The sequence below is a fragment of the Burkholderia sp. PAMC 26561 genome, from assembly GCF_001557535.2.
GTDB lineage: Bacteria > Pseudomonadota > Gammaproteobacteria > Burkholderiales > Burkholderiaceae > Caballeronia.
Genome location: NZ_CP014309.1, coordinates 231,513 through 245,445, shown reverse-complemented (window position 1 = coordinate 245,445; position 13,933 = coordinate 231,513). Strand labels below are relative to the sequence as shown.

Sequence of the window (13,933 nt, the reverse complement as noted above, 5' to 3'; positions counted from 1 at the left end):
GTGACACGTGCCTAAGTTCGGACAGAAGCGGACCTTCGGCGGCAGAGCCTGTCACAAAAAGCCGACGGGCGCCAAAGAGCACGATAGGCAAAGCGATTTTGCAAAAAGTCGCGGAATTTCAGCCCATAACGCGTAAAGGCAATATGAAAGAAGATCTGTTCTCCAACATTGAACAATATGTCCAGCGTGTTTCGGCTGATTTTGAAGCGGTGGGCGTTGCAGTAGGAATTGTCCGCGACGATCGCTTGGTATTTTCCACTGAGTACGGTCTTCGCGACTGCGAGTCTCATCTTCCGATGACACGGAGTACGCTTGTACCAATTGCATCCAACACGAAGCTTTTTACATCCATCGCTGCTGGACTTTTGGTGGAACAGGGTCAGCTGACTTACGACGATCCTATCCGTGACTTTGTTCCACAGTTGCGGTTCAGTAGTAGGGAGCTCGACGCGGCCGTTACTCTTCGCGACATGCTTTCGCATCGCACTGGACTTGAAGCAGCCGATATGATTCGGCACAGGTCCGGGCTGTCTTCAAAAGCGCTTTTTGAGAAAGTTAGATACTTAAAAGCGATTGCCCCGATGAGAACAATCTTCAACTACAACAACATCCTATATGAAGCGGTTGGTTACGTAATTGAGCTTCTAAGCGGCATGGAATATTCCGATTTTGTTCGCAAGAAGTTGCTAGAGCCGCTCCATGCACGCCTCGACTTTTTCTTACAACGAAATGCTGGGAAGTTCAAATTTCGCCATTCCTTATGCAAAGGACCAGACGTCCGGGCGCCTGCTACGGGTTACGCACGACTTATTCGACAGCTTCGCCTGCGGGGGGCTAATCTCCAACATTGAAGAGATGTCGCATTGGCTGAGCGCAATAATGAATGGAGGTCAGTTTGAAGGAAACTCAATAATTCCTGAGGCGGTACTTGACGCCACGTTACAGCCGGCATTTGCCCATAAATTTCGATCCTTAAACCATCGAACGTCTTGGGCGCTGTCCGGAGCGACGGAAGGTCTAGGGAGGTATTTGGTTGGGTTTCATGGTCATCTGATGGTTAGCCATTCTGGTGCCAAAGAAGGCTACTGCTCCGAGGTATCGTATCTTCCACGGCACAAGGTAGGCGTTTGCGTTCTAGTACTAGGTGACCATTGTCGTGGGTTGGAGCAGGCGATCAGCTACGGCGTGTTCGAGCAGCTTCTTGATTTGCCAACATCGCCATGGGCGGATCGGCTTTCCGAAGCCATAGGTGCGGAATCGATGAGGATTGAACAAACGATCGAGTCCGCGAATGAGGGGCGAGTCAATGCCACTCATACGTCGCATCAGCTGGGCGACTATGTTGGTCGGTTTCAGCACGATGCCTACGGAGACATCGTCATTGAGCTGGATGGCGATGAGCTTCAGTTTCGCTTTCGACATTGGCGACTTCCACTCATGCATTTCCACTATGATCGCTTCGATTCGAGGTTTGACCCGATTGTGGGACGCTGGTCGGTCAACTTTCTGACAGGTCCTGATGGGCGACTTGACCGGTTAGAAACGTTTATAGATGGATCAGACATATTGTTTAGAAGAGCGGCCGAGTCTTCACACTGAGCCTCTATACAATGTGCGGCTCCGCAGTCGCGATAAAACCTCTTGAACGTTTTCGGTGGCGCAACTACGGCAAGCGCCGCGCCCGCCGTTCTTCCGCGATACTTATCAGATCCCACGTAGGCTGCGACGATTGACATCGCGGTCGAATGTCCGCGTTGCGCTCGGCGAGCCATATACGATAGCCATCAACCTTGGGGTGTGGATGGGCTATCGGAGGGCATTACGACGGCTAGAAAATCAACATCTTCCACACAGGAAGCCTGCGTTCTCGTTTTGTTTCACGAATGACCGTTGCCGAGCACTTCCACTGTCTCAAGTGGGTCGATGTGGGACATTCGAAGCGGGTGCGATATCGATGGGAATTCACGATCATGCGCCGCGAGGCCAGGTCGTCACGCTCAGTTGCCGCGCTCGCCGGACGTCGAAGCGTTGGCACGTCGCGCATAGTACCCAGCTACCTCCTCGAGCACCCGCTTCTTTTCGGCCTGCACGTAGATCGACGTCGTTTGCAGCGATGCGTGACCCAAGACCTTCTGCACGACATCAACCGGCACTTCGTCGGCCACCGACTGGGTGCCAAAGGTTTGCCGCATCGCGTGCGCGTTGACCGCCCCCAGGATCACGCGTTCGTCCAGGCTCAGATCATCCATGGTCTCGACAATGATCGTCAACATGCGCGAGATCGAGCGGTTAATGCCGTCCGCCGAATAACCCTTCTCGCCCTCGCTGCTGCGCTGATGATGTTTGACATGTGACGCAGGCGTGCGGGGGATCGCGACCGGCGACAACAACGGTGCGGATGAGTTGAGGAGATCCGTTGGCGCCATGAAATCGCGCCCCCGATCCGACCAATGCGCTTTCAGCGCCTCGAGCGTCGCAATGCTGACTGGCACCGTCCGCTCCTTGTTTCGCTTACCGATCACCGTTAGTTCCCACACCGGGCGTTCGAGTGAGCCGTTTACGGACACTCGAAGTTTGCCGCGCTGCGCATCCGCAGCTTCCTCCCGGCGCAGGCCAGAGTCGCCCATCAACAAGAGCGCTGCGCGCACGACGCGCCACTGCCTGGCGCGCTTGATATCGTCGTCCACATCGGAGCGTTTATCGAGCTCGTTGCGCAGACGCCGCCACAGGTCAGCCGGGAGCGCACGATGGATATGCATGGCCGTCTCGCGTTGCACGATCTTTGAATCGTTGACCGCCTTCCACGGATTACCCGCAAGATAGCGGACATTCACGAGCCAGGTGAACGCGGCAAGGAGTGCGCGCACCGCATACCGCTGCGACTCGGGCGACAGATTTTCGGAAGCGAATGGCCGCCAGCGCGGCGAGTTGCGACTGAACCGTTCGCCGACAAAGCGCGGATCCGGATTTTTCAGGAAATCCTCGTACGCCTCGCAGCCGTCGACCACCAGTGAACTCAACGCCTTGCCCCGCGCGACCACTGACCACAGCAGGAACCGCTCGACTTCCTTGGTGTAAGCCCGCAACGTTTTCGGCTGATCGCGATACTTGTTCAGATAGGCACGCACTACCTCAAGGTCGTGACGGGCTTGGATATAACAGAAGGCAATTGAACGGTTTTCACCGGCGGCACCGGACAATGCGTTGGGCACCGCCAAACGCTCGAGCGGCGCTAGGGTGAGCCAATCCGCCGACCTCTTTTGAGATTCTTCCGACTGCCCTTCCCCAACGCCATTGATCGGAACCGGTTCGGCCGGCCCACCTGGACAACTCCATCGGCGACCAGCGGATCGCGCGTGTCAACGTCAGCGTCCACGCGTATTCGGAGTTGCATTTCGTGCCGGCGCAGCCAGGCAATGACGACGGCCGCGCGCCCGGCGCCGATGCGCGGGACCGAACGCCACCAACTTCCGCCGCGCCGGTTGCAGAACGCGACCAGTTCACCCACCGTCGCGATTCCCTCCACCTTCAAGCGCGACGCAATGCGCGGTCGGAACCAGCGGCCGATAGCGTGGCTCGCTGCCGGCGACGCGGCTTCCGTCACCATCCGGAACGTCACCGCAGTGAGCTTCGGCTCGCCGTGCTTCCTGATCGACGAGCGCAGGTGTTCCGCGAGCGCCGGCGATCCATGCTCGATCGCCACGTCGACGGGACCATCGAGCATGGCGCGAAGGTGCCGGTCCATCGCCGAGGGAGTGGCCGCAAAACTATCCTCATCGCTGTCGTAGTAGGTCCGCGCGATGATTGAGGGCGCGACGCGCTGCACGTACGCGCGCACCGCTGCGAGATCCTTTGCGGTGTAGCCGTAGGTGAGCATGAGATTTTCAGCCACGATCGCCCTGCCCTGATTTAGGTCCGCCCGGTGGCCGCGGTCTAAATCCCGCCAGCACGTCATGAGCTTGCGCGAGAAGCTCATCGCTAAAGGCGATCACCACCTCTTCGAACGACACCCGCACGGCCCCCAACATTGTCGCGAGCTGCAGGTCAGCGGCTGACTCGCCCCATAACACGCGCTGAACCAGTTCGACGCCCCCATGGCGCGCGACCAGGCGTAACGCATAGCCGAGCGACGCATTGCTCAGGATCTGAGAGCCATAGATGTCAGCGAGCGCGGTGAGGATCGCGAGTTCAACCCGATCGGGGCGTTGCGGGATACGACTCCGCTCGCCCCTGCCGCGTGGCAGCGCTTGCCACCGCGTCATCGGCCGGGGCGCCCATCAGCCGACTTGCCGAATCGAGTGCGGGCAGGCCAGACACCTCCCCTGCCCGGAAAGCGGAAATCGCGTCGTTCATCCGCAGGACGATGCGTGCGGTCTCCGGATTGAGCGGCATGGCGTGACTGGGCGGGCCTTCGGGCGGCGGCTGGATCTTGAAAATCTGAACTTGCGAAGTGGCGTGAGCGGAAAATACCCTATTTTGGCGCCCGAAATGCAATCCCGAAATACAAGTTAGAAGGCTTGGTTATCTTAATAGATTGCTTGATATTACTATTTAATATCAAGGCAACACTTAGATATTCTACGGTTCAATTACTATATCGACAATAATTCGATTATAAAAAGATCGTAATGAACTCCCATATTTAATCCTAAACATTAAAAGTTATCGAAATTTACCGTTTCATTTAATCGCTTTTCTTTATCTCGATGTCAGCGATAAAAACAGCCTATGCACAATATTTTTTAAACTGGGCCGCTGAGATAAAACTAGAACGATAATAAAAAACTCAAATTTTACTGAAGCCGTCGGGTCTTACATCGCAAGCTTGTAGAAAGCGTTGCACGGCTTGTTTAGGAACGCATCCGACAGATGGTCGTATGGTAGGATTTTCCAGCGAAAAGTGCTAACACAATGTGGCCCATAAGAAGTGGCACTTTCCCGAGCAAGCGGTCGCAGCAGTGAAACTTCCAAATGCGTCGAACTAAAAACACGCTGAAAGCGCAGAGCGGTTGAAGCAAAATATTTATAAGAGTAGTCTTCCAACTATCGATATCCTTTTTATAAATTATCTAATGCTCGAGAAAAAGAGATCGGTTCATGCGAAGGTTTTTCCCCACCTTGAGAGAAATAACAAAAAGCTGCATTTGCCGCTCGACCACGTCTCGGCAGACAGGCTCTCGCTGCGGTTTCGACTTGCACTTGAACGAACCCTTCAAGGGCAAGCGGATTTGGCAGCGATGCAGTGTTTATTGGAAGTGACCCTGCTTACAAGCTTTTTAGGCGAAGATGGATTCTCGCTAATCAAGGAACAGATAACCGATGACGCTGAGGTAGCGCTCTATCAGATTCTAGGAAGTCCAACCCCTCACCAAAATTTTGTTCTTACCGCCAAGGCTTTGGAAGATCTCACGATTATTGTGAATGAGCACGATCGCCAGTTACGCGAGATACGGTTAGAAGTTTTATTAAAGGCCACCGCTCGACTAGAAAAACTCGTACAAAGCGGAAAATGATCAGCGCTCCGAATGCGATTAACCCGGCACTGCACTTACATTCGGCATCGAAGCCGTGTACGCATGGCGAAGCGGTTCGAAATCACGCCACCTGTTATTTACGCTACTTATCAGACGATCAAGCCGGGTGCACATCGTTTTGCGGACCCTTGGGAATGCCCGTTGCTGGGCTAAAGATTCACTTCCACATGCCGCATCCCCATGCCGACTGCCAACGTAGTTTCCGACACAGGTCGGCTCTCGCAGCTTAGGTTGCTCGGAATCCTTAGCGGCCCCGCGGAAGATCACTTCGACGCGCTTGCCGAACTTGCCGCGTCCGCGCTGCGGGCCCCTGTAGCGCTAATCAATTTTATCGACGACGCACATACGTGGTGTAAAGCTGCTTGGGGCGCGTTGCGCGAAAAACGACCAAACAGCGAGTGCCTATGCGCGATTGCGATTGAGTCTGAAGACGTGCTCACAATCTCGGACGCGTCAATTCACCCAGATTTTCTCGGCCACCCCAATGTAACCGACGAGCGTCAGGTGCGCTTCTACGTAGGTATAGTCTTGCGGCTACCTGGAGGGCTGCCCCTCGGTACGCTATGCGTGACGGATACACGAGCTCGGCCGATCAAAGAGCGCGATATCAAGACTCTGCGCAAGTTCGCGCACCAAGTAGTCAAACATCTACAGGCCATCCAAGCACAGCGTGAAATCCGCATTCTTCGAGATCACGCTGACCACGCGCAACTTAATCGAGATCAGTTCCTCGCTATGCTCGCCCATGAGTTGAGAGCACCGTTGGCGCCGATCTTGACTGCGGTTACGGTACTTCAACAAATTCATGCTTCGCTTGAGCAACGTGTGTGGGCCAGAACGCTCATTGATCGCCAGGTCAGGTACATGAGCGAAATCGTCGATCACATGCTCTCGGCCTCACTTGTGTCGTTTGGCGCCGTCGAGCTTAAACTCGAGCCAATTTCGGTTAAAAGGTTGGTCGACCAGGCGGTCGAGATGAGTCACAGCTTTATTCTCGACGGGCAACATCAATTCACATGCTCGATCGCTGACGACCTCTGGGTGGCCGCAGACTGGACGCAGTGCCCCTTACTCATTTCCAATTTGTTGAACAACGCCGCGAAATACACGCCAAAAGGCGGAAAAATCGACCTTGCTGTCCAGAGGACCGGTGAGAGAGTAGAAGTTCGTGTTCGGGACTCAGGTGTTGGGATTATCGCCGAAGAGATGGATGAGATTTTCGAAGTCTTCGGCCAGAGTAAGCAACCGCTTGATCGCGCAAAAGGTGGCATGGGATTAGGTCTTGCGCTTTCACGGCGACTTGCTGAATGGCATGGCGGATCGCTTCGCGCAGAAAGTGGTGGCCGTGACCAAGGTAGCGACTTTATCCTCACGCTCGTGGCAGCAAACGCGCCAATATGCCCTTCGACCCCACAACTAGGCGGTCCGCTATCGCCGCTGGACATTGTTATCGTCGAAGACAACATTGATACAGCAGACGCTCTCGGCCTTTATTACAAGCTATCTGGGCATTCCGTCAGAATCGCCTATCGGGCGCAAGACGCCTTGGCAATGATGATTGAGAACCAGCCTGATGTGGTCATCAGCGATATTGGGCTGCCTGACACAGACGGCTATGAGCTTGTTAAGCAACTCATCGGATTGAATTCGATGTCCCGTACCGCGTTTGTCGCAGTGACTGGCTATGCGAGCGAAATGGATCGGGAAAGAGCATTTCGAGCCGGCTTTGATGCCCACTTTACTAAACCGGTTGACTTGAAAGCGCTCGATGAATCGCTTGCAGCGTTGTCGCAAGCAAAGGGCCGCCCTTCCACGGGATGAACGTGTACCGCGAGGCGACCGTTAAAACCAAAATGCGTTGCAAAACGGCATGAAGAATCGCTCGATCATCGATAGTAAAAACTGATTCGGCACCGAGCTGTTGTGCATAGTTGCAAAGTCACTCGTCAAGCTTGCAAACACGTCCTACTAAATGCTCTGGATGAGCGAGCACGTCTTCGAGCGCACCGCATTCGTCCAACAAGAGTTTGAGAACACTTGCCTCGTCCGGCGTCAGTCCTGTATCGCCTGCACCGACTTCGTGGCCAATTGCATCGCAGTCATCGATTGACACCTCCGCAAATGTGGCACTGCTCGGCTTTAATGGCCACTGCTCTCCGAATGCCACCGTCATGATCTTGCGTGATTCGTCGTACGCCTTTATCTCAGCACATAGATAGGACATTTTTTCGCTCCCGGGACAGGTTCGACACATCAGAGATGTACACAGTATGCCCGCGCAAAAACACGAATCGGTCACACGTAAACGCCTACCCGAAGCCAACGCAAAGTGTGACAGAAGACGCGGCCTGACAACATCGGAAGTTTGATAAGCATTTATCTTTCGATAACGCCGCGATAGCTCTTGCCAAAAAAACGCATGTCTAAGTTTAGCTTTTATTTCACGGCGACGTGCCGATTGGCTGCCCGTGCGCCGACTTGCTTTCCTCGCTCATCGATTCGGTTAGACGTTAGTTTTTTCCTTTCAGATCACTTATTTTTTGGCTCAGAGCGTTTGCGCAGAAACCCAATCCCCATTATTAATATAAATCCTTCGCATTGAAAATTCATTCGATTCGGCATTTTTTCTGACGTTTCGATCATCACTGTTTATATCCAGAAGTCAAATCCGAACCTTCGTGGGGAACGTTCACGAAGAGGCGCGGGCCGCGCAACAAACGCCTTTTATCATACAGAATCCCCCCTGCGGGTTATTTTGGTGTCCACATTACGGTGTTAAGTTAGTAGACGACACGCCCGAAGTCCTCAAAAAATTACAAACCGCCTTGAGCAAATAAAGGACGATGCATCTCTATACGGAGGTACTTATGGTTTGTGAATCACCGGCTACTGATCCGGTAAGTAGTACTTCTCAAGCAAATGTTTTTAATGGCAGAGACGAAGCAATTTCCGAGTCTCAATTGACGTCGTTTACCGCAGAACTATCGCGACAGACAGGCCTTGCATTTCCCAACTATGAATCCTTGCACGCTTTTTCGGTGCGAAACTACCGCGCCTTCTGGAAATGCTTTGTAAACTGGTTGCCTGGATTCGAAATGATCGAGGGAACGACCGCTATATGCGTAGGTGACGAATGCGAGACTGCGTACTTCTTCCCAGATCTCAAGCTCAACTACGCCGATAAGTTGCTCGATCTAAGCGTCGCAAGCGCAGGCGAGCCCGCAGTAACCGCTTGTTTTGCCGACGGCACGCGTTGGGCCCTGACACGCGGTGAACTCAGAGATCGGGTTGCCCGCCTTGCTCAGGCCCTTTCGGACTTGGGCATAGTAGAGGGCGACTGCGTGGTCGCAGTCATGCGCAACGATGTGATGGCCGTAATCGCAGCGCTATCTGTCGCTGCCATCGGTGCCACGCTCGCAACGTCCTCGACGGAGATGGGCAGCCCGGCACTCCTTGAGCGTTTTTCACAACTCTCGCCTCGGCTGCTCATTGCCCATACGGCAACGCGACCGTTCGATAACGGCGTCCCTGTCGCAACGAAATTAACCGAACTCGCTGCAAAGTTACCAACGCTGGTTGGCGTAATTGGCCTTGATGACGAGTGCTTACTGCTTGACACGGCTTTACCCAGTTTTTCGGCCCGTGCGCTGATGGAGCGTGTCGACGCTTCGGTTTTTGTGTGGAAACGTTTCGCGTTTAACCATCCGCTTTTCATCCTGTTTTCGTCGGGAACGACCGGTAAGCCTAAATGCATCGTCCATGGAGCGGGAGGCACCCTACTCGAACATTTGAAGGAACACCGCCTTCATTGCGATCTCCGAGCCGGCGAGCGCATGTACTTTCATACAAGCTGCGCCTGGATGATGTGGAACTGGCAACTGTCTGCACTTGCGTCGGGAACTGAAGTCATCACTTTTGACGGCTCCATCGCAACGGTGGACATCCTGTGGCGTCTCGTCGCCGATCTGCGAGTAACGGTTTTCGGCACCAGCCCCACCTATTTAAAAATGTGCGAGCAAGCGGGGCTTGTTCCTTCTGAACGCTTCGACTTGAGCCACTTGCGCACCATCTTGTCGACGGGCGCGGTCCTATATGACTCGCAATTCTTCTGGGTTCGAGACAATGTCAAATCACTACCCTTGTGTTCGATCTCAGGTGGGACCGATATTTTAGGATGCTTCGTTCTAGGCAACCCGAACCTTCCAATAATTGCCGGGGAATCCCAATCGAAGAGTCTCGCCCTAGGGGTTCAGTCGTGGACTAATGGTCACGAAGCAGACGGTGTAGGTCAACTGGTCTGCATCAATCCGTTTCCCTCCCGTCCCCTTGGATTCGTCGACGATCCATCGGGCGCTAGGTTCCACTCTGCTTATTTTGGGGCCAACCCCGGGGTGTGGACACAGGGAGATTTCATCGAGATGACGCCGGCGGGGGGCGCACGTCTACATGGCCGTACCGACGGCGTGCTGAACGTCCGCGGCGTCAATGTGGGTCCTGCCGAGATATACCGCGTGCTTGACAAGATTACCGCCATCCGTGAAGCACTGGCGGTTCAGTTGGACGTGGAGCGGCGCGATGGCCCGATCGACGATTCTGCTTCCCGCTTCTCGGATCAGCGGATCGTTCTGTTGATCACATTGCGCGAGGGGGAAGTATTAACCGGCGAATTGCGCAAACAAATTCGAACCAATCTAGCACGCGGTGCGTCTATCGCGCACGTGCCTGATATCATCCTTGCAGTCGCGGCATTGCCCACCACGCATAGCGGCAAGCTGTCAGAGATCGCTGCGCGCGAGGCCATTAACGGCTTGGCGGTAACGAACGCAGCTGCGCTCCGTAATCCGCACTGCCTTCAGGCGATTAAAGAGGCTATAAATCAATATCAGACAGAACCTGTCGTGCCAAGCAGTTGTGTCTCACTTGAAAATGTGGAAGCGTATCTGCAAACAGTATGGGAGCGCGTCTTCGGCTTTGCGCCGATCGCAACCGACGACAATTTCTTTGAGCTCGGCGGCGATTCGCTGTTGGCTGTGAGTATGCTGGCAGACCTCGCAGAGACGACCGGCCACGATCTGCCTCTTTCGACGCTTTCCTCGGCACCTACTATTGCCGCGCTCGGCGCACTGCTAAGAGCCGATTCGCCTGGAATCTTATCGCCGGTCCTCGTGCTGCTTCGCTCTGGAGTGGGTAACCCGATTTTCATTGTGCACGGTGCGTCCGGGACGGTAATGGGTTGTTGGACGCTTGCGCAGGCGCTACATACATCACGCCCCGTCTACGGGCTGCAAGCGCTCGGGCTCGACGGCCTGCAAAATCCGCAGCAACGCATAGAACACATGGCGGCGACGTACATAGAAGCGATGCGTAGTGTGCAGCGAGCCGGTCCCTATGCATTAGCGGGTTACTCGTTGGGTGGCCTCGTCGCCATCGAGATCGCGCAGCAACTTCACCGCGTCGGCGAGCTTATCGAACTGTTGTGCCTGCTGGATACCTACGTCCACGAACGTCGCTTGCCGTGGGTTGCGTGGGCTGAATTTCAGTTAGGTTACGCACGCCGTCAATATGGCGCGTTGCGTGACTTATCGAGCTCGCAAAAAATCGCCTATCTTCGTGATAAATGGACCGCTGCGGCCGATCGCGTGCGTCTTCGCCTAGGGCACCCAGCGCGTCGCACGGACCCAGCAGTCGCAGGATTGGATGTGCCGCCTGTCCTCATGCGCGTGCGCGAGTCGATGCGTCTAGCCATGAGCGTGTACCGGCCCCTTCGGTATAACGGAGGACCTATCATTTACGTGCGCGCGCAACGGTTCGAAGACCGGGGTGACCCTTTGCCAGTTTGGCGACGTGTGGCGGCATGCGGTTTGACTATCATTCGCGTGCAAGGGAGCCACACCGAGATGATGTCCGCACCTCACGTCCATGAAGTGGCTATGGCGCTAGGTTCGTTAGCTGCGATTTCATCTGATTGACCCTGCCTCGAAGCGACGACCAGCAGAGAAGTTGAATAAAGCAAGTTCCGGATCGTCGCTACACGGAGAAGTTCCGTGAGGAAACGGCGCGGTTGGCGAATGCGGTTGGGCACAACAGGGCGGCACGGCGTCTCGGTGTTCTGGTGGCAACGAACGGAGTTGGGCGCGTCGGCGGTTGAACAAGGTCCAGAAGAAGTTGGGCTTTATGTGGCGTTCAGAGTGTATGCGCGCCCTAGCACCGATTCACCAACCCGCATTGACACGACGCGGTAACAATCGAAGAGCAGATGACGACAAGTAAGGAAAATGGCCGCTTACTTGATCGACTTGAGTCCGGTCAGTAGTGCCAAGAGTCCCATCAAAATCTGTGTTTTGTCTTGCGAGATCACCGCGCCTGCCTCAGCAGTCTCCATTTTTCGGCCCCTACAGAACGCAACGACGAATGCGTCATCGGGTTAGTTGTCGGCTCATCAAGTTCTTGGCCAAATTTTTTGATGCTTCGACTTGCTCATGTGGTTTCAGGTCAGAGGTCTTTGTGCAATTCATGTACTGAGGGTTAAACATCGACTGCAATGCCGAACAAGACGGTGCATTTTTCGTAAGCTACGCAACCATCTCGCGCGTCAACACTTCGTCTCGGGCTCAGTTACCGTCCAGATTGAATGGCTGCGGCAGAAGCGGATGCTGATACTCCACGAATCAAAAGTTCAAAACCTATACGAGCAATCGGATTGAGTGCAAAAGACCTCGCCGACATTGCATTGCATGGATGGCCGAAAAATATTGTTTCGGCGGGCCCGCAACAGTGCATCCGCGCAGCCCCCACTTGCGTAAGTCCTTTGCTAGCTAAATGCATCCTCGACTTGCGCATCTCTAATTGGCCGCTCGCTTCTGACGCGAAGGTTACGTCGGCATCGCACAGCCTTGTCGGCGTGGGAGTGTATATGCGCGATGATTTGACCAAGTTCGAGCTTGATTGGCTCTTCACAGTTGCAATCTGCGTAAGAACTTCGGTTCCTCCTTTCATTGCGCAGCGGCTTCGAGCCTTGGGTTATACGGAACAAAAATTTTCCCAGACTCGCGCTTCAGACTTAGGGCGCAAGAGACTGCTAGACAAAACGCGGGTCGAAGCAGGGCTCACTTTCCATGATTTTTCCGATATCTACCGTCGTTAGTAAAACAAAATTACTTACCTCCGCTACGAGCAGGGTGAGCCGGAACGTGTTCCGTCAACGGAGGATGGGTGAGCAATGGAAAGCTGCGCATAGGGATTTGTGCCCTACTGATCTTCGTATCAATCCTGCCAAGTGTGGCGTTCGCTCATGTTAAATGGTTTTGTTCGAGCGCTGATGCATCTATCTCGCCCGTCGCGCCTGGTGTGGTGCTAACACCCGCGTTCGCGCTCTATCTCGGAATATTTTCGGGTTTGCTCTTCGTGGGCACTTGGATCGATAGCTGGTTTGATCGTCGCTGGCCCGCTCTCGCATGCACGTATCACGTGACGAGGTCGCTTGAAGAGAAACTCATGCGTGTGGCAGTGGGCGCGTTCTTTCTCTGCTTGTGGGACAAAGGGGCTGTTGTGCCGTGGTCGCAAGGTGGGGAAGCGATCTTGACCCCCGAATTGGTTTCCGGGGCGCCATGGATAAGCATGGTCCAGTTTTCGATTGCCGCAGCCTTGGTGTGGCGCCGTACCTGCGTGCTGGCAGCGCTTGGCATCATCATCGTCTATGGGGCGGGCATCGCGGACTATGGCTTCTTCCATTTAGTCGACTATGTTTTTTTCATCGGCATTGCGGGTTACCTCGCGCTGACAAGTTTTGAGCTTTCCGGCGCGACTCGCTGGCGAGTTCCCATCTTGTGCGGATCCCTGTCGATCAGCCTGATGTGGACTGCAATTGAAAAATTCGTCTACCCTCAATGGACCATCTCGGTCCTCACCGCTCATCCTAGTATCACCGTGGGCGTCGCTGCGCCCGTAGTCACAGTGATCGCCGGATTTGTTGAATTTACGCCGGCATTCTTTCTCTCGACTGGCTGCGGGCTACTTCGCGCAGGTGCAGGCATCTTATTGGCGATCTTCGCCATTGCTATCCCGGAATTCGGACATCTCGACGCGGTCGGCGATCTTTCGATCATTGCCATTCTCGCCGTGGCGGGGCTGCACGGCGTGTCACCGTTGCAGCAGAGATTGCGCCCAGCTCGCGGCGCGTCGTTGCCTATGGATGTGAGTGCCACAGTGGGAATTTATTTGAGTTTGATGGTCTGTTTCTTTGGTGTGTACTACGGCCTCCACAGGCTTCAGTTTGCCTAGAGCCGCCACGCGAACGAGAAAGTCGCCGAATTTATCCTGAATGCCCGGCGTAACGGCTGGATATCGAACCGCACAGGAGCGGGAACACGTATTGCGCTCCGAGTATTTGGGGATCAATC

Annotated in this window: 12 protein-coding genes; 7 read left to right on the top strand and 5 right to left on the bottom strand. The window is 54.6% G+C overall.

Annotated elements, in window-relative coordinates; translation table 11 throughout:
• The first annotated feature begins 143 nt into the window (after window positions 1–143).
• Window positions 144–851: a serine hydrolase domain-containing protein gene (locus AXG89_RS43515; protein WP_062173724.1), complete on the top strand. Its 708-nt coding sequence runs from the start codon at window positions 144–146 to the stop codon at window positions 849–851.
• Between the two features lie 289 nt (window positions 852–1,140).
• Here the strand turns inward: AXG89_RS43515 and AXG89_RS43510 are convergent, their stop codons facing one another.
• Complete coding sequence (locus tag AXG89_RS43510) at window positions 1,141–1,422, bottom strand: hypothetical protein (protein WP_062173725.1); 282 nt, start codon at window positions 1,420–1,422, stop codon at window positions 1,141–1,143.
• On the opposite strand from AXG89_RS43510, the gene AXG89_RS44930 reads away from it, so the two are divergent.
• Entirely contained in the window at window positions 1,330–1,599 is a 270-nt protein-coding gene (locus AXG89_RS44930) for a DUF3471 domain-containing protein (RefSeq protein ID WP_442861761.1), read from the top strand. The genes AXG89_RS43510 and AXG89_RS44930 overlap by 93 nt on opposite strands.
• A gap of 398 nt (window positions 1,600–1,997) precedes the next feature.
• Here the strand turns inward: AXG89_RS44930 and AXG89_RS43505 are convergent, their stop codons facing one another.
• The 3 genes from AXG89_RS43505 to AXG89_RS27885 are packed head-to-tail and all read right to left on the bottom strand — an operon-like array spanning window position 1,998 to window position 4,262.
• On the bottom strand, window positions 1,998–3,212 hold the full coding sequence (locus AXG89_RS43505) for a tyrosine-type recombinase/integrase (RefSeq protein ID WP_236873505.1): 1,215 nt from the start codon (window positions 3,210–3,212) through the stop codon (window positions 1,998–2,000).
• A 20-nt stretch (window positions 3,213–3,232) separates the two neighbouring features.
• Complete coding sequence (locus AXG89_RS43500; RefSeq protein WP_236873506.1) at window positions 3,233–3,892, bottom strand: phage integrase family protein; 660 nt, start codon at window positions 3,890–3,892, stop codon at window positions 3,233–3,235.
• Window positions 3,885–4,262, bottom strand: a complete 378-nt coding sequence (locus AXG89_RS27885; protein ID WP_062173727.1) for a hypothetical protein — start codon at window positions 4,260–4,262, stop codon at window positions 3,885–3,887. Before AXG89_RS27885 ends, AXG89_RS43500 begins: the two co-directional genes overlap by 8 nt.
• A gap of 747 nt (window positions 4,263–5,009) precedes the next feature.
• Between AXG89_RS27885 and AXG89_RS27880 the strand changes: the two genes are divergently transcribed.
• Window positions 5,010–5,513 carry a hypothetical protein gene (locus tag AXG89_RS27880; protein ID WP_162916130.1) on the top strand — a complete coding sequence of 168 codons (504 nt, stop codon included), beginning with the start codon at window positions 5,010–5,012 and terminating at the stop codon, window positions 5,511–5,513.
• 252 nt (window positions 5,514–5,765) lie between these two features.
• Window positions 5,766–7,355 (top strand): hybrid sensor histidine kinase/response regulator, encoded by a 1,590-nt coding sequence (locus AXG89_RS27875; protein ID WP_162916131.1) that lies wholly within the window; start codon window positions 5,766–5,768, stop codon window positions 7,353–7,355.
• Between the two features lie 118 nt (window positions 7,356–7,473).
• Here the strand turns inward: AXG89_RS27875 and AXG89_RS27870 are convergent, their stop codons facing one another.
• Window positions 7,474–7,758 (bottom strand): hypothetical protein, encoded by a 285-nt coding sequence (locus AXG89_RS27870; RefSeq protein ID WP_062173733.1) that lies wholly within the window; start codon window positions 7,756–7,758, stop codon window positions 7,474–7,476.
• A 619-nt stretch (window positions 7,759–8,377) separates the two neighbouring features.
• Here AXG89_RS27870 and AXG89_RS27865 point away from each other — a divergent pair.
• The 3 genes from AXG89_RS27865 (at window position 8,378) to AXG89_RS27860 (ending at window position 13,814) form a co-directional block, all read left to right on the top strand.
• The gene (locus tag AXG89_RS27865) at window positions 8,378–11,503 is read left to right on the top strand and encodes an acetoacetate--CoA ligase (protein WP_236873507.1); all 3,126 of its coding nucleotides are present in this window, start codon (window positions 8,378–8,380) and stop codon (window positions 11,501–11,503) included.
• 662 nt (window positions 11,504–12,165) lie between these two features.
• A complete protein-coding gene (locus AXG89_RS42425) occupies window positions 12,166–12,678 on the top strand; it encodes a hypothetical protein (protein WP_144029373.1) in 513 nt (170 codons plus the stop codon).
• A gap of 68 nt (window positions 12,679–12,746) precedes the next feature.
• On the top strand, window positions 12,747–13,814 hold the full coding sequence (locus AXG89_RS27860) for a hypothetical protein (protein WP_144029374.1): 1,068 nt from the start codon (window positions 12,747–12,749) through the stop codon (window positions 13,812–13,814).
• Window positions 13,815–13,933: the final 119 nt, after the last annotated feature.

Coding starts and splice junctions, on each gene's coding strand:
- AXG89_RS43515 (WP_062173724.1), top strand. CDS start 144: ATGAAAGAAGATCTGTTCTCCAACATTGAACAATATGTCCAGCGTGTT.
- AXG89_RS43510 (WP_062173725.1), bottom strand. CDS start 1,422: ATGTCGAAAGCGAAACTGAAGCTCATCGCCATCCAGCTCAATGACGAT.
- AXG89_RS27885 (WP_062173727.1), bottom strand. CDS start 4,262: ATGACGCGGTGGCAAGCGCTGCCACGCGGCAGGGGCGAGCGGAGTCGT.
- AXG89_RS27870 (WP_062173733.1), bottom strand. CDS start 7,758: ATGTCCTATCTATGTGCTGAGATAAAGGCGTACGACGAATCACGCAAG.
- AXG89_RS27865 (WP_236873507.1), top strand. CDS start 8,378: ATGCATCTCTATACGGAGGTACTTATGGTTTGTGAATCACCGGCTACT.
- AXG89_RS42425 (WP_144029373.1), top strand. CDS start 12,166: ATGGCTGCGGCAGAAGCGGATGCTGATACTCCACGAATCAAAAGTTCA.